This window comes from Rhizobium sp. BK176 (assembly GCF_024808055.1).
Genome location: NZ_JANUBV010000008.1, coordinates 12,692 through 32,069, shown reverse-complemented (window position 1 = coordinate 32,069; position 19,378 = coordinate 12,692). Strand labels below are relative to the sequence as shown.

General features: G+C 59.8%; 14 protein-coding genes. 8 read left to right on the top strand and 6 right to left on the bottom strand.

Translation table 11 applies throughout. The features are described from left to right. The first annotated feature begins 137 nt into the window (after nucleotides 1-137). The 8 genes from FHT76_RS22545 to FHT76_RS22510 all read left to right on the top strand — a co-directional run bounded on the left by FHT76_RS22545 (nucleotide 138) and on the right by FHT76_RS22510 (nucleotide 11,209). Complete coding sequence (locus FHT76_RS22545; protein ID WP_259126308.1) at nucleotides 138-3,437, top strand: MASE1 domain-containing protein; 3,300 nt, start codon at nucleotides 138-140, stop codon at nucleotides 3,435-3,437. Between the two features lie 339 nt (nucleotides 3,438-3,776). After that, a complete protein-coding gene (locus tag FHT76_RS22540) occupies nucleotides 3,777-4,850 on the top strand; it encodes a radical SAM protein (RefSeq protein ID WP_183863088.1) in 1,074 nt (357 codons plus the stop codon). Beyond that, on the top strand, nucleotides 4,847-6,148 hold the full coding sequence (locus tag FHT76_RS22535; RefSeq protein ID WP_183863085.1) for a glycosyltransferase family 4 protein: 1,302 nt from the start codon (nucleotides 4,847-4,849) through the stop codon (nucleotides 6,146-6,148). Before FHT76_RS22540 ends, FHT76_RS22535 begins: the two co-directional genes overlap by 4 nt. Before the next feature lie 33 nt (nucleotides 6,149-6,181). After that, complete coding sequence (locus FHT76_RS22530) at nucleotides 6,182-7,417, top strand: FkbM family methyltransferase (RefSeq protein ID WP_246712648.1); 1,236 nt, start codon at nucleotides 6,182-6,184, stop codon at nucleotides 7,415-7,417. Then, nucleotides 7,414-8,160 carry an FkbM family methyltransferase gene (locus FHT76_RS22525; protein WP_183863081.1) on the top strand — a complete coding sequence of 249 codons (747 nt, stop codon included), beginning with the start codon at nucleotides 7,414-7,416 and terminating at the stop codon, nucleotides 8,158-8,160. Before FHT76_RS22530 ends, FHT76_RS22525 begins: the two co-directional genes overlap by 4 nt. After that, nucleotides 8,153-8,965 (top strand): cephalosporin hydroxylase family protein, encoded by an 813-nt coding sequence (locus FHT76_RS22520; protein ID WP_183863079.1) that lies wholly within the window; start codon nucleotides 8,153-8,155, stop codon nucleotides 8,963-8,965. Before FHT76_RS22525 ends, FHT76_RS22520 begins: the two co-directional genes overlap by 8 nt. Before the next feature lie 107 nt (nucleotides 8,966-9,072). After that, complete coding sequence (locus FHT76_RS22515) at nucleotides 9,073-9,831, top strand: TylF/MycF/NovP-related O-methyltransferase (protein WP_183757669.1); 759 nt, start codon at nucleotides 9,073-9,075, stop codon at nucleotides 9,829-9,831. Nucleotides 9,832-9,958: 127 nt separating this feature from the next. Beyond that, nucleotides 9,959-11,209 (top strand): glycosyltransferase family A protein, encoded by a 1,251-nt coding sequence (locus tag FHT76_RS22510; RefSeq protein WP_183863077.1) that lies wholly within the window; start codon nucleotides 9,959-9,961, stop codon nucleotides 11,207-11,209. A gap of 372 nt (nucleotides 11,210-11,581) precedes the next feature. Here FHT76_RS22510 and FHT76_RS22505 read toward each other — a convergent pair whose 3' ends face one another. The 6 genes from FHT76_RS22505 to FHT76_RS22480 form a co-directional block, all read right to left on the bottom strand. Beyond that, nucleotides 11,582-13,201: a GMC family oxidoreductase gene (locus FHT76_RS22505; protein ID WP_210296714.1), complete on the bottom strand. Its 1,620-nt coding sequence runs from the start codon at nucleotides 13,199-13,201 to the stop codon at nucleotides 11,582-11,584. Between the two features lie 2 nt (nucleotides 13,202-13,203). Further along, a complete protein-coding gene (locus FHT76_RS22500) occupies nucleotides 13,204-14,733 on the bottom strand; it encodes an FGGY-family carbohydrate kinase (RefSeq protein ID WP_259126306.1) in 1,530 nt (509 codons plus the stop codon). A gap of 68 nt (nucleotides 14,734-14,801) precedes the next feature. Then, nucleotides 14,802-15,644, bottom strand: a complete 843-nt coding sequence (locus tag FHT76_RS22495) for a class I fructose-bisphosphate aldolase (RefSeq protein WP_183863072.1) — start codon at nucleotides 15,642-15,644, stop codon at nucleotides 14,802-14,804. After that, a complete protein-coding gene (locus FHT76_RS22490; RefSeq protein ID WP_183863070.1) occupies nucleotides 15,617-17,365 on the bottom strand; it encodes a glycerol-3-phosphate dehydrogenase/oxidase in 1,749 nt (582 codons plus the stop codon). The genes FHT76_RS22495 and FHT76_RS22490 overlap by 28 nt, the downstream gene beginning before the upstream one ends. Before the next feature lie 12 nt (nucleotides 17,366-17,377). Then, complete coding sequence (locus FHT76_RS22485; protein ID WP_183863068.1) at nucleotides 17,378-18,373, bottom strand: aldo/keto reductase; 996 nt, start codon at nucleotides 18,371-18,373, stop codon at nucleotides 17,378-17,380. Then, nucleotides 18,370-19,377, bottom strand: coding sequence for a sugar-binding transcriptional regulator (locus FHT76_RS22480; RefSeq protein ID WP_259185889.1), 1,008 nt, complete (start codon nucleotides 19,375-19,377; stop codon nucleotides 18,370-18,372). The genes FHT76_RS22485 and FHT76_RS22480 overlap by 4 nt, the downstream gene beginning before the upstream one ends. Between the last annotated feature and the right edge of the window lies 1 nt (nucleotide 19,378).

Sequence of the window (19,378 nt, the reverse complement as noted above, 5' to 3'; positions counted from 1 at the left end):
GGTGCGATAGCGGACCAGGATGGTCGGGCGGCTCTTGGGCGTCAGCGCAGCCTTGAAGGCTGCGGCGACCGTCCTCAATGCGCAATCTGGACTGTCCGGAAAAAGGATCTCTCGCGCTGAACGAACTGGGCGACAATATGATCAGCGAACTTGAACAAAGCAGGTGGTCTCGCATTGGGTGGCACCGCCCGCGCTTCCTGCACATGGGGCTTTTCATAGCGGCTTACGTGTTGGGCGCTGGTTTCGCTCAGTTGCTCGCCGTCGTGCCCGGAACAGGCATCTCCATTTGGCCGCCGAGCGGTGTGTTCATCGCTACGCTTGTCGTTGCTACGCCGCCAAGCTGGCCCTGGTGGGTGCTGGCGGGCCTCCTGGCCGAACTGACCTGCAACCTCCTGTGGTTCCACAATCAGTTGCCAGTCGCCGTGCTGATCAATGCCGGCAACGCACTCGAGGCAGTACTCGGCGCATGGCTAATCCAGCGGACCTGCAGGCGTCCGGTTCGGCTGGAAACCTTGCGCGAGGTTGTCGTGTTGGCCTTGGTGGGCGCTGGAATTGCGCCCATTGTCAGCGCGACCGTGGGAAGTGCGACTCTCGCGTGGTTTGGCATGCAGTCCTTCACGGGGGCCTGGCCATTGTTCTGGATCGGAGACGCCACCGGGGTGCTGATCGTCGCACCGCTAGCTCTGGTTCTAGTCCAGAACTGGCGTCGTGAGAACCCGATCTCGGCAGCTCCGCGATGGATCGAAGCTTGCGCCGTCGGCTTGATCTTTCTGGTTGTCGCCGCCTTTTCCTTGAGCAGCTACCTGCCCTTCGCCTACCTCATCATGCCGCCTCTACTTTGGGCCGCTGTGCGTTTTGAGTTTAAGGGTGCGGTCATCGCCTTGGCTCTCCTCGCTCTGATCACGGCAGCATTCACGATCACCGGCGTCAGTCAGTTTGCCGGCGATCCCGAATCCCAGCATCAAAAGCAGATCATGCTGCAGCTGTTTTTGGCGATTTCGGCCCTTTCGGCGCTCGTCGTGGCGGCAATATCCCGGCAGCACCATACCGCGTTGGCGACATTGCGTGAAAGCGAGAGGCAGCTATCGCAGCTCATCGACATGGTTCCCATCCACCTTTGGCGGCTGAGCCCGAACGGAGAACCAGTCTTCTTCAATCGGCGCATGGTCGACTATGTCGGCATGGACGTAGAAGACACAGATAGGCCCGGCATGAGCCGACTGGAAGCGTTCACAGAGACCGTGCATCCGGACGATGCGGCTCAGGTTAGGGAGAGTCTGCGACGCTGCCTCGCCACCGGCGACAGTTTCGCTCTGCAATGCCGCTTGCGGCGTGCCGATGGTGTTTATCGCTGGATGTCGAGCCGGGCAGAGCCGATGCGGGACGACGGTGGACGCATCGTCCAGTGGTACGGCCTCTGTCACGATATCGACGATCAGACGCACGCGGAAGACGCGCTGCGGCGAAGCGAGCGGCAGTTGCAGCAGATGATCGACACCGTGCCTGCCATGATCTGGTGCATGACACCGGAAGGAACACCCTGTTACCTCAACAAGCGAACAACGGATATCACCGGCATTACTTTGAAGGATATGGTCGCGCCTGATGGCGCGCGATATTTGGCCGTCGTCCATCCGGATGAGCGGGATGGGGTGGATAGGACCTTGGCGCACGCAATCGCGACGGGGACTTCTTTCACGGCGAGGTACCGTCAGCGCCGCTCCGGTACCTGCCATCGGTGGGTCGAGAGCCGTGCCGAGCCCCTGCGCGATGACTCAGGCAAGATCGTCCAATGGTACGGCGTGAGCGTCGACATCGACGATGAGATGCGCACCCAGGAAGCCCTGCGCGAGCGCGAGCGCGAACTCTCGCAACTGGTGGACATGGTGCCCAGCCTCCTGTGGCGGCTGGACCCCGAAGGGCGGACGACCTTCTTCAACAAGCGTATCGGGGATTTTTTCGGCCCGGGGATACCAGACCTCGACAACCCGGAAGGGAACCGACTGCCTACGATTATCGAGGCTATTGCGCATCCCGATGATGTCGCGGGTCTGAAGGAGGCGCTCGGCCGCTGCCTCGCTACAGGCGAGCATTTCTCCATGAAGTATCGCATGCGGTACGCGGATGGCGTCTATCGCTGGGTGGATGGTCGTGCCGAGCCGCTGCGGGACCCAAGCGGGCGCATCACCCAGTGGTTTGGCCTCTCCCACGACATCGATGACCAGGTGCGCGCCCAGGAGGCGTTGCGCCAAAGCGAGCAGCTTTATCGCGCTGTGTTCCATTACACACCTATTCCTCTTTGGCGGGTGAATACTTCCCGCCTCGATGAGCTATTGAATCAGGTGCGCTCGCAGGGCGTAACGGACCTCGGCCGGTACATGAACGAGCATCCCGACTTCCTGAAGGAGGCCATGGACCTCACTGTGATCGAAGAAGTCAATCGGAGCGCCATCGAGCTCTTCGGCGCCAAGCACGACATCGACCTGACGGGGCCGATCACCCCGTATTGGCAGGCGCCATCCGATAGGGTGAGGCGGAGTTTCGAAGCACGCTTCCGTGGCGAGCAGTCTCACGCCGAGCATGCAAAGTTCACGACCTATGACGGACGCGCGCTCGAAGGTCTCCACACCACGGTATTCCCGTCGGCCCTCGCCAGCCTCGGCATCAGCATCGGCAGTTTTCTCGACGCTACGGATCGCATCAAGGCGCAGGAGGATCTGCGGATGGCTCACGAGAACATGGCGCGCGCGAGCCAGGCCGCTAGCCTTGCCGAACTTTCGGCATCCATTGCCCATGAAGTCGGTCAGCCGCTGGCGGCCTTGGTATCCAGTTCGGACGCCTGCCAGCGCTGGCTAACCGCGAACCCACCCAATATGGAGCGCGCCCGGATGGCTCTGGAGCGCATCATGCGTAGCGCCAACTCCGCAGGCAATGTCGTGACCCGCATTCGCGCGCTGTTCAAACAATCCGTGGAGACCCGCAGCCTTACGGACCTTGAAGGGGTCATCGCGGAGGCGCGCGACCTTTTAGCCGAGGAAGCTTCGAGACGTCACGTCCGTCTGCTCGTCGAAGTCGAAGACGGCCTCCCGCGCGTCGCGGTCGATCGCGTCCAGCTCCAGCAGGTTCTGATCAATCTGATGCGCAACGGCATGGAGGCGATGGAGATGACGACAGGCGATCGAGTCCTTAGCGTGCGTTTGCGCCGCATGAAGGGCGTCGTGCAGACCGAGATCAGCGATCACGGCCCTGGCGTCGAATTTCCCGAGAGGATCTTCCAGCCGTTCTTCACGACGAAGGAACAGGGAATGGGCATGGGACTGGCGATCTGTCGTTCGATCGTCGAATCGCATGGCGGACGGCTATGGGCGGAGGACAACAAGCCGTTCGGCGCTACATTCATCTTCACATTGCCGATCGAAGTGAACCTGGAACTGTGAGGACAAGATGCTTCAATCTGGTCTGAGGGCCGAACGGGATCGCGTCCCGCGACTTTCTCGACGACCGCTCGCCGGTCGCACATCGGACGCGGGCAACCAACCACCTAATATGGCCGTGCCAGCCTGAGACTACCGTCTGTCCTCAGCCACCGCTGCCGCGAGCGCGGTCAGCTTGGCGCAACCAACGTTTGATTGAGTTGAGCCGTGATATCCAGCCGTTGTGAGCGGTTTGCGGGTGCTGGCGTGGGAATATCGGGGGCCAAACCAAGGCCGGCCAATATCGTCCTGTCGTCGTGCGCGCCTGCAGCCTTTCAACGCCGGAGAGACCGGAGACGTTTAATGAAGGCGCAGCTTAAGCCCAGAATCAATCTCGATGATCGTACTGCGTTGGAGACGGTTATACCCCTCGACACGCCCTTCATCGTCTTTGTTGATCCGGCCAGTTCTTGCAACTTTAAGTGCACATTCTGTCCGACGGGACACCGCGACCTGATCGCCGATACCGGCCGCTTTCAAGGCGCGATGAAGTATGAGGTTTTTCAGAAAGTCGTCGACAATCTTGGCGAGTTTCCACAAAAAATCAAAGTCCTAAGGATGTACAAGGATGGTGAGCCGCTTCTGAACAAGCGCTTCGCTGACATGGTTGCCTACGCAAAGCAAAGCGGACATGCAGACTATATCGATTCAACGACGAACGGCACTTTCATCACCCCAGAGCGAATGGGGCCGATTATTGAAGCTGGATTGGATAAGCTCAACATCTCCGTGGATGGAATGACGCGAGAGCAGTACATCCAGTTTACAGGGTTCAAGTTCGATTTCGACGCTTTCGTGAAGAACGTCAAATGGCTCTATGCCAACAAGGGAAACATGGAGATCTCCATCAAGATCCCTGGAGAACTGATCACCCAAGCCCAAAGGCAAGAGTTCTTCGATACGTTCGGCGATCATTGTGACCGCATCTTCATTGAGAATTTTGCACCGTGCTGGCCGGAATTCGATATCGAAAAGCATACGGGTGTCAAAATCACCGGCGGCATCTACCAGCAGGAGATCGGCAATACCGACACCTGTCCCTACATTTTCTACGGCTATTCCGTAAACGCCGACGGCCTCGTCAGCTCATGCTTCCTTGATTGGGGACGAAAACTCATCATCGGTGACGTCCGAAAGCAGACGATGAGGGAGATATGGAACTCGGACACCATGAATGCCCTGCGACTGCAACATCTGGAGGGGCGTCGATGTGAAAACGGTACCTGCGGCAATTGTGGCCAGTTGACCCATTGCCTCCCCGACAACATCGACGCGTTTCGCCCGATGCTACTCGAGAAATTCAAGTCTGCTGTGACCATGGATCCCGGCGCTCAGGCTCCCGGCGGCCGCAGACTTGCAGTCGAGGCGGCCGAATGAACATTCTACACATTGCGGCTCATCTCGGAGGTGGAGTGGGCAAAGCGCACAGCAGCCTGTGCAGCGTTGATCCAACTTCCATCAAGCGAACCTACCTTCTACTCGAGGCTCCCCGCGACCTCCGCCATGTCGACTTGCTTAAGCAAGTCGGCGCCGATGTTGTGGTCGCACCGGATCGCAAAACCATATCGTCGATGGCGGCAAAGGCGGATATCGTTCAGGTCGAATGGTGGAACCATCCGAGATTGTACGAATGCCTGTGCGAAACCGCCTGGCCGAAGATGCGGACACTGTTTTGGTCGCACATCTCGGGTATTGCGGCTCCTTATCTGCCGACTGGGCTTCTGACCGGTGACGATCGATTCGTGTTTTCGTCGGAGTGCTCATTCGCTGCGCCTAACGTCGCAACGCTTCCTCCCGCGACAAGAAACAGATTTGGTGTCGTCAACAGCGGCTTTGGCCTTCCACCTCGGACAGTTGACGGTGTACGGCGAAACGGCAATTCCATCAGCTACCTGGGGACAGTCGATTTCGCCAAGATGAGCCCGGATATCTTTCGTGTCGCCGACGAGGCGGCCACGTCAGAGGCACCGGTCCGTCTATGGGGCGAAGTCAGCCCATTGAGCGAAGTCGTTCATACGGCGGCTGCCATGAAGGACCCGCGACGCGTCCGCTTTATGGGTCATACTGACAATCCGGCGGATGTCTTCGCGCAAACCAGCATCTTTCTCTACTTGCTGCAGACGGAACATCTTGGGACGGCGGAAAACGCCCTGACCGAGGCAATGTCATCGGGGTGTGTGCCGGTCGTGTTTAACAATCCCGCGGAAGCGGCCATCGTCGAAGATGGTCGAACAGGATTTATCGTGAGCAGCATCGCGGAGGCCACGGAACGGCTTCGCTGGATGATGCGAAATCCGGAAGCTGTCGCAGAAATGGGCAGGAAAGCAGCTGACCATATAGCCACGACGCGGACGCCCGTTTCTAGCGCCATGGCGTTTGAGAAAATTTACGCTGACCTTCTGCAGGTCGAAAAGCGGCGCACTGATTTCCGCAGCAGGCTTGGCAATACAGCCGCTGAATGGTTCTTGTCGACCAAGACCCTGGCCACTGCAACGCTCGAAAAGCTCGATCTTCGGACGGGTGGGCGTGCAGCAAAGGGAACGATTGATCATTTTCTCACCTGCTTTCCCGAAGACACGTCGCTGCTCTCGCTGGTTGCCGAACCGATGGACGAAGATTGGTCACGGGATCGTTTCAATTGCCTTTCTCGAGACCGTGAGTGTGTGGTCGCGTGACCAGGAAAGAAGGATGAAGGTCACGTGACGGCAATGTTTCATCACCAAGGAGCGAGATCGCAAGAGGTCGCACAAGCGTCTGCCGCGCACGGCGCGCTTCACTTTCCTGCACTGCCGGACGGGTTGGCTGCACAAGAGCTTCTGCGTCGAATTAATGATGCCACCTGCCGCTTTTCAGCGCGCCCGCTGCGCGATCCACTGGTGCTCTACGGCGCCGGCGACATGGGACGCCTTGCGCGTGATTACCTTCGCTCAATAGGGCATGACTTTGCGTTCGTCGTCGACAGGAATGCAGTCGCACTTCGTAACGACGCGTTTTGGGCAGACGTGCAGGTTCTTCACCCGTCCGAGGTGCCTAACGACATGATGCGCTCGGCGCTGCTGGCGGTCAGCATCGCCACGACGCCCTTCGTTCCTTTGGAAACGGCTTTGCGTGAAGCGGGCTGGCATGACGTTGTGCCGTTTTACGATATCGCCGAGAGCTACCGGGAGCAGCATCCCCTCTCGAACGGTTGGTTCGCCGAAAAGCTGACATCGGAAGAATTCGCCACGACAACGAAAGTCCTGCTGGGATGGGAGGATGATCTTTCGCGTGCCCACCACCTGCAATTTCTGGCATGGCGACGTCTACGCGATGAATGGACCTTTGAAGGCGCACCGGTCACCGGCGACGATCGTTTCTTCATTCCGGAGATACGGCATTGCTTGAATGCAGTGTCGGTCTTTGTCGATGGCGGCGCGCATGACGGAAGCATTACTGCGAAGCTGATCGCCAACGCCGGGCCTCGTCAGGCCGCTATCGTTGCAATCGAGCCGGATGCGAAGAATGCCGCCGCCTTCAGCAGAAGGCTTGCATCTCTGGACGCCAAGGGCGCCGGCGATGTGACGCTGCTGCCATATGCACTTGATTCAATGGAGCATGAACGCTGCTTCCACAACGGGCTCGGATACGCCTCCCAACTATCCGATACGGGTCGAGAGCATGTTCGGACTGTAACGCTGGATAGTTTGGCTCTCTCCCCCGGCTTTCTAAAGCTGCACCTAGAAGGGGCGGAACTGAACGCCCTTATGGGTGCATCCGAAACGCTGCAGCGGCATCGGCCCATCGTTGCCGTCACAACCTACCACAACAGCGACGGTCTATGGCGCACCCCTGAGTATTTGATGGAGCAGCTTCCGGCGTACCGCTTCTTTATGCGGCTTCATAGCTGGTGTGGCACCGGAGCGGTCGTCTATGCAGTTCCTCAGGAAAAAGTCCGTATCCAATGAAACACTTCGCAAGCGGCAGCCAACTCGTCTTCGATCTCGGGATGAACAACGGTGACGACACGGACTACTATCTGAAACGCGGCTTCCGCGTGGTCTCGCTTGAAGCCAACCCGGAGCTTTGCGAAAGGGCCGCCAGGCGTTTCGAGATGGAACTGAACGACGGGCGACTGACCATTGTTCACGCGGCAATCTTTGAGCGTTCAGGCGAAGCGGTCTTCCACATTAACCTCGAAAACGATCATTGGAGCAGCATTGATATCGGTTGGGCTGGGCGCAACGACGGCAATTGCCGTGAGATCACCGTTCGCTGCGTGACTTTGTCGGAGTTGTTCGCCACGTACGGCGTACCCTTGTATCTAAAGATCGATGTCGAGGGCGTCGACCACGTGGTCCTCGATCAATTGAAGGAACTCCCGAGCCTCCCTTTGTACGTCAGCGTCGAGGATTGTCGTTTCGGCTTCCAGTATCTGGAGACGCTCGCTGCATGCGGCTACGACGGTTTCAAGTTGCTCGATCAATCGACCGTTCCGTCGCTGCGCGATAGCTCGCTTGGCCACAATTTTCCGGTGGGTTCGTCTGGGCCGTTCGGCGATGACGTTCCTGGCGCATGGTCATCGTACGGCTCTGTTGTCGATAGCTATTCGCACACTGTCCGCGACTTCAATGGAAACAGACTAGCCCCGCGCACGCAGTGGTGGGACATCCACTGCACGCGTACGCCCCAAGAGAAGCATCATGACTGAAGATCAGAAATTTGCGGCATACGTCGCCGGCAACATCGAGAGTGCGAGTAAGGATGCAGGCTTCATCGGCCTCTCACAAGTGTGGGTCCGCGAATGCATCCGTCACAACTACGTTCAGAACTTCACGTGGTTGGGCCGCCCGATCATCCAGGTGCCGCAGGATATTTATGCCATACAGGAACTGATCTGGGCATGCCGGCCTGACCTCATCATCGAGACAGGCATCGCACATGGCGGATCGCTCGTCATGAGCGCGTCGATGCTCGCCATGCTCGACTATTGTGACGCCATTGCCGATGGGCGTGTTCTCGATCCCAAGGCGAGCCGCCGCAAGGTCGTCGCTGTCGACATCGATATCCGAAAACACAACCGCGCGGGAATAGAGAGTCATCCGCTCGCTCATAAGATCGTCACGATTGAAGGCTCGTCGACCGCACCGGACGTCTTTTCCCAGGTAGCTGCGCACGCGAAAGGCTACGAACGGGTCATGGTCTTTCTGGACTCCAACCACACGCATGACCACGTCCTCGCTGAATTGGAGCTTTATGCGCCGTTGACGTCAAAGGGATCCTATTGCGTCGTGTGGGACACTGGTGTCGAGGATCTGCCCGAAGATATGTGCGGCGATCGACCTTGGGGCAAAGGAAACAACCCAAAGACCGCCGTCAGGGCGTATCTCGAACTCCTGTCATCTGAAGGACGGACCGGTTCGGAGGGTGGAAAGCTGTCATTCGAAACCGACAAGATCATCGAGAACAAGATCATGATTACGGCATCGGCTGACGGATTCTTGCGCCGCATTTAAACGCTGCCCACAGGCAGAAAGCGCTCTATCCGTTTGTCACCGTGCAGCACCTCCGCTTCGAAAGTAACGACGTTTTGAAGCGATCCCGTAACGAGCAGGAAAACTGAATGGCTACCGATACTTTTTACTATCCTTCCGGCGGCGAGAGCGTGTTCTTCTCGAAGCTTGATGAACTCGCAAAGAGATGGCCGCATGAAATTCGGCATTACCTGGATCTGTTCCCGGTCTATGCGAGCCGCCGTTCTTTCATTCGCCAGCTTGCCCACTATGAGCTTTTCAAGCTCACTGTAGATCTGCCCGGACACTATGCAGATTTCGGCGTCTATTTCGGCAAGTCGTTCTTCAGCTGGCATAAATTCCTCGAGACGTTTACACCAACGGCCACGCATAAGAAGGTCATCGGTTTCGATACGTTCGATGGCTTTCCCACGCTTGCAAGCGAAGACGGTGCGGTTGATGCGAACATCCAGAAGGAAGTCGGCGGCCTTAGCTCCGGCAGCTTCCTGGAGGAATTCCAGGCGCTGCTCAAGCTCCACAACGAAGATGGAGTGATCCCCAGCAATCGTGGCTCGATCGTCAAGGGCGATATCTGCAAGACCTTGCCTCGCTGGCTCGAAGAAAATCCCGAAGCTCGCTTCTGTCTGCTCAATCTCGACGTCGACATCTATGAGCCGACGCGCATCATCCTCGAGCAATGCTGGGACCGCTTGGTGCCCGGCGGCGTGCTGATCCTCGATGAATATGCGACAAGCAAGTGGCCAGGCGAAACGCTCGCTTGGGATGAATTCGCGCGCAACAGGAAGATCGACAAACCCTTATCAAGATTCCCCTGGGCAAACGCACCGGGAGCATGGGTGGTCAAGTGACGTCGACAGGGAACGCCGGGCACTAGATCTCACGTCTGGTCGTCCACGTGGACGCCACCTTGGATGAGCGGCCAAAGGGCTAAGCAGGACAGCGCTGAGCGCGCGAATACGACAGCGGAACGCAGCAATGGAAAAAAAGACGAAGTTAAGCATTTGCATACCGACGTACAATCGCGCGGCCTTCCTACGCTTTCTGCTGACCACTTTCGTAGAACAGAAAGTTATCGATTTTCCGTATGAAATCGTCATCTCGGACAACGCTTCTACCGACGACACGGCGACGGTCGTCGAGGAGTTTCTCCTTCAGGGCTTGCCGATCAAGTATTGCCGGCGTGACGTAGATGGCGGAGGTTGGCCCAACCTCGCAAACGCCTATCAGCAAGCGGTCGGAGAGTACGCACTCTATCTTGCCGACGACGATCTTCTGAATTTCCAGAACCTGCGGGCGGCCATCGTCTACCTCAACATCAATCCCGAAACGGTCGCCTGTTATGCCCCGTGGACGATGTACGATGCCATTGATCAGGTCGATCTTAGTCTGTTCTACACCATTGAAAAGAATCGCAAATTCTCTCGCCGAAGCTTCAGCGACGTCTTCGACTTCATGACAAAGCGGCACATTTTTCCTGAAATCGCTATCTATAGAACGTCGGCCTTGAGGTCGGCCTTCGTGCCGAAAGACTTTTGCTTCTGGGCATTCTCCCATCTTGCCCATTTGCTCGATGTCGGCGCAGTCGCTTTTCTCGACAAGCCTTTCTATCGATCCGTCGTGCGGACCGCTGTCGTGCGGGACCGTGCGCAGGCCGGTAACGACGAGGCAATGACAGGATGGGACCGCTATCGGGGTGGCCTCGAATACTTTCTCTATTTGGGCTCAAAACGGGGCCAGATTGACCTCTCGCCAGCAAAATCGACGCAATACGAGGAGGCGTGCAAGGTCTTTACAATGCGACGAATGTCGGTGGCATTGCGCATGTGGTTCGAACGAGGCGAATATATCAAGGCTTACGAGATTTTTGCGCGAATGTGCTATGGGGGCGGCAGCCAACATCCCGAGATCCAAGGCCTCCGTGAGAGGCTGCCCCTGATGGTGGCGGTTCAAACGTTGGCACAAAAAGTGAATGCCGCGTCGAGCCTGAAGTACCTGATCCTTGATCAGGTCTCGTCCGTCGACTCGCTCGCAAGCCTTCTTCTCGAGGTTGGCCTCAACAATAACATCACGATACTTCCGGCGCCAACCGAGCACACCCCCGAAATAACGTCCGCAGCAGCAGTATTTACGTCAAGTGCTGCTGGGCGCGACACTTTCCTGGACAACGGATACAGGCCAAACATGGTCTTTTGCGAAAGCGATATGGTGTCGTCGGTGGTGACTTAGTCTGCAGGCGAGCTGCATATCGTTTTCGGCCCGAATATTGCGTTACCTTAACGCTTGGCAGGCGCCGCAAAGACGAGCGATACGGCAGGCGGGCGGCGAGCCTTCGTTGCGTCGGGCCCGTCAAGGCCGTCTTTTGAACCTTGATGGAGCGCCGCTGCGGCGATTAGCATAAACGTAAGAAGCCCGCATAAAGCGGGCTTGGCATAGGGAAGTTTGGTTGCGGCGCCTGATCACACAGCGACTTACAAAAAAGCCTGCATCGCGACAGATGTGTGCGGGGCGTTGACCATTGGCACAGTGCTGAACTTGAACATCTCGGGCACTGGTAGATGCTCCTGAATGTCTAGGCGGATGGAAGAAAGCATCGTCCAGCTATTGCATCCTCAGCGCCATCTCCGCTGCCTTTTCCGCGATCATGATCACCGGGGAGTTCGTATTGCCGGACACAATCGTCGGCATGATCGAGGCATCAACAACGCGCAGCTTCTCAAGCCCATGCACGCGCAGATTTGCATCCACCACCGCCATCGGATCGCTTCCCATCCTGCAGGTGCCGACAGGGTGAAAAATCGTGGTCGCGATATCACCGGCACGATGGATCAACTCGTCATCGCTCTGATATTGCCGGCCCGGCAGCATCTCCTGCGGTCGAAAACGGGAGATAGCCTTCGTTTCCATAAGGCTGCGCGCGTGGCGGATAGAATTTGCCGCCAGCAGCCGGTCGCCCGCGGTCGACAGATAGTTGGGACGGATTTCAGGGGCGACCGAGGCATCACGAGTCGTCATGTGCACCGCGCCGCGACTTTCCGGCCGGAGGTTGCAGACAGAGACAGTTACGGCAGGATAACGATGAAGCGGTTCACCGAGACGGTCGGTGCTGAGCGGCTGTACGTGATATTCGAGATCGGCCGTCGCAACTGCCGGATCGCTTCTGGCGAAAATGCCGAGTTGGCTCGGCGCCATCGACAAGGGACCGGAGCGGCTGATTGCATATTGCAGGCCCATGCCGGCCCGGCTGAAGAGGTTGTGATAGAGCTGGTTCAGCGTGCGTGCGCCCTCGACCTGGAAGACGGTGCGGATTTGCAGATGGTCCTGCAGATTTTCGCCAACGCCTTGAAGATCGTGCAAGACAGGAATGTCGAGCGCCGAAAGAACATCCGGCCGGCCGACCCCCGAGAGCTCCAGAATTTTCGGCGAGTTGATCGCCCCGGCCGAGAGCACGACCTCGCGTGACGCCCGCGCAACACAGGATCGGCCCTTCCGGCGGAAACGCACGCCCGTTACCATCTTCCCGTCAAATTCCAGCCGCTCGGTTTCGGCGCCCGTCAGCACGCGCAAATTCCGGCGCTTCATCGCCGGCCGCAGGAAGGCTTTCGTCGTGTTCCACCGTAGCCCGCCCTTTTGATTGACCTCGAAATAGCCGGACCCTTCGTTGTCGCCGTCGTTGAAATCGTCGGTCTTTCGGATACCCAGTTCTTCCGCGGCATCGCGAAACGCATCGAGAATCGGCCAGGACAGCCGCTGGCGCTCGACGCGCCATTCGCCGCCCGCGCCGTGCATGACCGATCTGCCGCGATAATTGTCTTCCGACTTCAGAAAATACGGCAGCACGTCATCCCAGCCCCAGCCGGCGTTGCCCGCCTGCCGCCAGCCATCGTAATCGGCCGCCTGCCCCCGCATGTAGATCATGCCGTTGATGGAGGAGCAGCCCCCGAGCACCTTGCCGCGCGGATAGTTGAGGACGCGGCCGTTGAGGCCTTTTTCAGCGGCCGTCTTCATCATCCAGTCGGTGCGCGGATTGCCCATGCAATAGAGATAACCGATCGGCACATGCACCCAATGATACCGATCCGAGCCGCCGGCTTCGAGCAGCAGCACCCGGTTTTTCGGATCGGCCGAGAGCCGGTTTGCCAGTACGCAACCAGCCGACCCCGCGCCAACGACGATGAAATCGTAGCTGCCTTCATCCACGGGCATTTCATTCATGGGCATGGTCACGCTGCAACTCCTGTCGCGGGACTTTGCGCTTCCGAAAGGCGCCGCCACAGCGGCGCCATCGCCTCAGCAATATCCTTGTAGAGCCCATAGCGACGGTCGTAGTGGGCCGACAGCGCGCCGTTCGGCTGATAATGCCGATCGTTGCGGACCATGGCGGTGGCCCCTTCGGTGAAATCGGCAAACAGGCCGACGCCCATCCCCGCCGCGATCGCAGCCCCGAGCGCCCCGGTTTCCCGCGAAACGGCGACGGTGACAGGAACGCCGAGGACATCGGCAAAGATCTGCGGCCAGAGCTTGCTGCGCGAGCCGCCGCCGGAGAGCACAGCCTCCTCGAAGGTTGCGCCCGCCTTGCGGATCGTCTCGATATGCTGGCGATGGCCGAAGGCGACGCCTTCCAGAAGCGCCCGGATCAGGTGCCCCTTGGTATGCCAGCCGGCCATGCCGTAGAAGCCGGCCCGCGCGTGGCCATCCTGCTGGGCGCCATAGAGATAGGGGTGATAGAGCGGATCGTCAGTCGCCGGCTTGACCGCGGCTGCAAGCGCGCAAGCCGCATCGAAGGGCGAGACGCTTTCCTCATGCTCCCCTTCGAAGAACTCTCGCACCAGCCATTCGAGATTGGCGGCCGACGTCGCGCTATTTTCCATCGCCATATAGCGGCTGCGATCGAAGGTGGAGGACATGAAGACAGGACCATTGAGATCGGGACCGTCGATGATCACCTGGTTGATGCTCCAGGTGCCGGCGATGATCGAGGCGCTGCCGGTGCGCGACACGCCCGAGCCGAGCGCCGAGGCCACGACGTCGAACAGCCCGCCGATGACAGGTGTGCCTGCCGCGAGCCCGGTTTCGGCCGCCACCTCTTCCGCCACATGTCCCGCGATATCGGCGCTTTCTATCAGCGGCGGCAGCATGTGCATGCTGTCTGCGAGGCCGTAGGCCGCCATCAGTGTCCTGTCATAGCGGCGGGCCGCAAGGTCGAGCAAGCCGGCTCCGGACATGTCGGAAACTTCGCTGACGCGGCTACCGGTCAGTCGGTTGACAACGAAATCCTTGGAGAAGAACACCGTGCCTATGCGCTGGAACATGTCCGGCCGGTGGCGCTTCAGCCAGGCAAGCAGCGTCGGCGTCTGGGAGGGCCAAGGGCGCTGACGCGCGATCGGTGCTGTGCGGTCGCCGACCCCTTCCGCTGCCCATTCCTCGACAAGTCCGGTCGCGCGCGTATCGAGCGACTGGATACCGAGAAGCGGCTGACGATCGCGATCGAGCGCATAAAGACCATTGCCATGGCCAGCACAGCCGATCGCGGCGATATCCGTGGCAGCGATGCCGGCCTTGTCGAGGCAGGTGCGGATCACCCGTTTGGCATTGGCCCAGAGCTCGCCGAGATCGCGCTCCACGTGACCGGGGTACGGCATACGACTATGCCCCTCCTCCCCGGCGTAAGCCACCTCCCGGCCATTGAGATCAAAGATTACAGCCTTGATGACCGTGTTTCCGGCATCGAGCCCCAACAGATATTTTTCCATTCCGAACCCCTCCCAAGGTTCTGGTAGAGTCTTGCGTGATTCTGGCTGAAAACACAGGCCCAGCTCCATCACCCCTTCCGATAAAGTGCAAACGCCTCTTCGCCAGTCGCATTCTCGTGGATGATCGCCAGCAGGCCGCGCACGACGGCGCTCGGATTGGCATGCTGGTAGACATTGCGCCCATAGACCATGCCCACCGCACCCTGCCGCATCAAGGCGGCGGACTTGGCGAAGACGGCGGACAAGTCCTCCTTGCCGCCGCCGCGCACGAGAACCGGGCAGCGTGCCGCCTCGACCACGCGGTGAAAATCCTCCGGGTTGATCGTCGGGTCGGCCTTGACGATATCGGCACCCATCTCGCGGGCAAGCCGCGTCAGCGTCACGATCTTGTCGGCATCGCCATCGACCATGTAGCCGCCGTGCTCAGTCACCGGCTGCATCACAAGCGGCTCGATCATCAGCGGCATGCCGTATTTCTCGCAATCGGCGCGAACACGGGCAATGTTCTGGACGCATTGGCGGAAAAGATCAGGCTCATCCGGCAGCATGAACAGATTGACGACAACGCAGGCCGCATCCGCCTGCAGCGCGCCGATCAGCGGCTCGGCCTCGTTCTGCAACACGGCCCACATATCCCGGTGGCGGATGCGGTTATAGGGGTTGCCCATGTCGATGCGCATGACGAGTGCCGGCTTGTCCTTGCCGGGCAGGTCCTGCAACAGGTCGGCCTGACCATAGTTCATCTGGATCGCATCGGGCTTCGCGTCGACCAGCGCCTTCAGCACGGCGGGCATGTTCTCCAGCCCATCGAGGAAGGACGGCTCGTTGCAGACGCCATGATCGATCGCCACGTCCAGGCAACGGCCGTTGCCGAACAGCCGGTTCATCCGGACCTTGCGGTTGTCTCGCATAATTCACTCCTTTGTTCGTTCCTTGCGGAAAGGGCTTCCTCCGAAACGCCGTGACGGTCGTTCAGGAGGGTCAGAAAACGGGTTCGCTCCTCGGCGGCGCGCTGGGGCGGCCAGCTTTTTTCCACCGAGAGGATGGCGAGCACGGCGTCGGTCATGTCGAGCGAAAGTTCACCACTGATGGCGAGTGTTGTGCGCCGCAAGAGCAGGTCGTCCAGATGCTCCACGGCTTCGTGACGCATGAGATAGATGAACTCGCGGGTGCTGTAGCCGGCATGAGGCAGAAGATAGTCCGGTTCCAGCGCAATAAAGTGGGCGACCTCCTGCGCGTCCGTGCCATAGCGTTCAAAGAGCGTTTCCGTGCGATCGAGGGTGATGCCCGTCGCCTCAGCGAGCTGATGGACCCAGAGGTTCGGCTTGCCTGGAAAGCCGCGCCCACCCCCGAAGGTACGCTCGGCGGTATCAATGCGACGTTTTCGGCCGAGCCGTTCCAGCGTCATATCGGCTGCCAGTTCCCCAAAGGAACGGAAAGTGGTCCACTTGCCGCCAATCATGCAGAGGACCGGCGGCTCGCCGTCGCGGCCTTCAAGCATCGTGCAGAAATGATCGCGCGGAATACGGCCGGTGAAGCTGTCATTGCTTGCCGGCAGGGGCCGAACGCCAGCAAACTGGAAGACGATCTCCTCGGGCCGGATCGAAATGCCCGGCAGCACGAATGCCAGTGATTGTAGGATATAATCCCGCTCGTCTGCCTCGCAGCGCACCGTTTCGGGGTCATCCACCCGGATATCGGTGGAGCCGACCAGCACCTTTCCAAGATAGGGAAAGAGAATGCAGATGCGGCCGTCCTCGTTTTCATAATAGATCATGTGGCCGTCGAGCATGTCGCGCAGACCGGGATGGTCGATGATCAGATGTGACCCCTTGGTGCCGCCCATCAGCGGCGCGGAAGGAGCCTCTTGCGGAAAGAGCGTGTCATTGGCGATATCGATCCAGCCGCCGGTGGCGTTGATGACGAGGGATGGCTTGACTGTCAGCGTCTCGCCCGAAATCCCGTCACGCAGCAGAAAACCTCCGGCTGGAGCCTGCTCGATCGTCGCATAGTTCAGAGCGGAGGCATTCGTGTCGGTTGAGAGGCCGTCGCGTAAGATCTCGATACCGACGCGCTCTGGGTGGCTGACCCAGGCGTCGTAATAGGTAGCGGCGCTCCGGATCGCCGGGTTGAGCGCCGGCCATTTGGCAAGCGTGCTGCGGCGGCCGCGAAACTGGTGCTTCCGCATCAGGGCGCGCTTGCGTGTCAGAAAATCATAGATGCTGAGCCCCGCCTTGATGGCGATGGCGCCGCGGCGGCTCGGGCGGCGGGTGAGGCCGAGGAAACGCACGATGCCATTACCGAGACCCGAGAAAACGTCGAAGATCGGAACGGTGGTCGGCAGAGGTGCGACGTAATGGGGGGCGTTGCGCAACAACCGGTCGCGCTCGACCAGCGATTCCCGGACCAGGCTGAACTCGCCGTTTTCGAGATAGCGCAGCCCACCATGCACCATGCGCGAGAGCGCGGCGCTGGCACCGGAACAATAGTCGCCCTTCTCGACCAGCAGCACATTCACGCCCTGCAGCGCCAGCTCGCGAAAGACGCTGAGCCCGTTGATACCGCCGCCGAGGACGCACACGTCCACCTTCGGGCTCTTGCGGAGCCCGTCCAATGTCTCTTCACGGTTCATGATGACAGCCTGTTATCCGTCCATGTTAGCCAGTTTCGCGGCCAGCGCCGCGTCAATGGCCGAAAGATCGTCCGCAGAAAGCCTGAGCGTTCCGGCTCGTGCATTGTCGAGTGCTTGCGCCGGATTGCGTGCGCCACAGAGAGCAAAGGTGACGCCCGGCTGCGAAAGCGTCCAGGCGATCACCACCTGCGCGACGCTCGCCGCATGCCGCTCCGCTATCGGCCCGATCGCGTCGGAAAACGCCTTCGCCTTCTGCCGGTTGGCGACGGAGAAGCGCGGATTGCCCTTGCGCTGGTCGTCGCCTGCGAAGATGCGATCCGGTCCGATGGTGCTCGACAGCAGACCGAGCGCCAGCGAGGAGTAGCTGAGCGTCGAAATCCCGCTTTGAACAGTAAGTGGCAGCAGGTCCGCCTCGATTTCGCGATCGATCATACTGAACCGCTCCTGGATCGCATCGAGCGATCCAGTTTGAACATATTGCTGAAGCCCGGCCTTATCGACGTTGCTTGCGCCGATGGCACGGATCTTGCCAGCCGACTTCAACTCTTCAAGCGCCCGCACGGTCTCCTCGATCGGTGTCGTTACGTCCTGCCAGTGGGTGATGTAGAGGTCGATATAATCCGTGCCGAGCCGGCGCAGACTTTCCTCGACTTCGTGAATGATAGAGTCACGCCCGAGATAGCGGTGAACCGGCTTGCCATCCTGGTCGAAGAAATGCTTTCCCTTCTGTGTATGCCAGACGAGGCCGCACTTGGTGGCGATGACAGCCTTGTCGCGCCGGCGGGTGAGCGCCTTGCCAACGATCTCCTCAGAGCGGCCGAGGCCATAAGCCGGGGCCGTGTCGATGAGGGTCACGCCGGCATCAAGCGAGGCGTGGATGGCGGCGATGGATTGCGCCTCGTCGGTGCCGCCCCACATCCAACCGCCGATCGCCCACGTGCCCAGCCCTACGGCCGAGGCCCTGACGCCGGAGCGCCCGATCTCGCGGATCAACTGTTCGCCGCTCATGCCGAAAACCCTTCCCCGGATGCAATTTCAAGAATGCGCGCCCCGGTGGCCTCGTCAGTGACGAGCGTATCGAGATGGTTGCCGCGTAGGACGCTCAGGATCGAGCTGGCCTTGTTGAGGCCGCTTGCCACGCCGATCTTCGTCGGGATCGAGGCGAACTCTTCCAGCGTCAGCGAAACCAGCGCCCGGTTCAGGCTGTAATCGCAGACCCGGCCTTCGCCATCGAGCAGATGGGCGAGCAGTTCCGCACTCGCGCCGGAATGTTCAATGGCCTTGCGGTCCTCGCTCGAAGAAGGATGCAGATCGTAGTACGTCGAGTCTGCGCTGAGGATCGAGCCGCTACCAACCACCGCGACCTTGGCTTCCCGCGCCCGCCGGAAGACATCCGCGACGGCGCGCATGTTGAGCAGCATGTCCCGCTGCACGGCATCATCGGCAAAGAGCGGCGCGTGGATCTGGTAGGAGCGTCCGCCGAGCCGGTCGGCCATCAGCGTCGAGACGTGGTTGACGTCGGTATAGTGCTTGCCCTGAACGCAGCCGGTCGCGGGGATCACCTCGACGTCGAAACGGCGGGCGGGCTGCAGGCCGGCGACGACTGCCCCGACACCCTTGCCGCCGGTGATGCAGATCGTGTCGCCATCGGCGATTTCCTCCAGCAGCAGCCGAGCCGCCGCTTCCCCAACCGCTTGCAACGCCGTCTGCGGATTGTCGGAGACTGTCGGCACCACCACGGCGCGGCGGATGCCGCCGAGCGAAAGCAGGCGTTCTTCCATGTCCACCAGCGGTTCGACCGGCGATTTGATCTTGATCTCGACAAGGCCGAGCTGGCGGCCGCGCTTGATCAGCCGGTTGACGGTGGCGTGCGAGATGCCGAGCTGGTCGGCGATCTGCGACTGCGTCAAACCTTCGAGGAAGTGCAGCACGAGCGCCTGGTGCATCTGGCGCGCGATGACGATTTCCTCGCGTGGCGCTGTGGTCTTGGGTTTCAGTTTGGCGATCGGCATA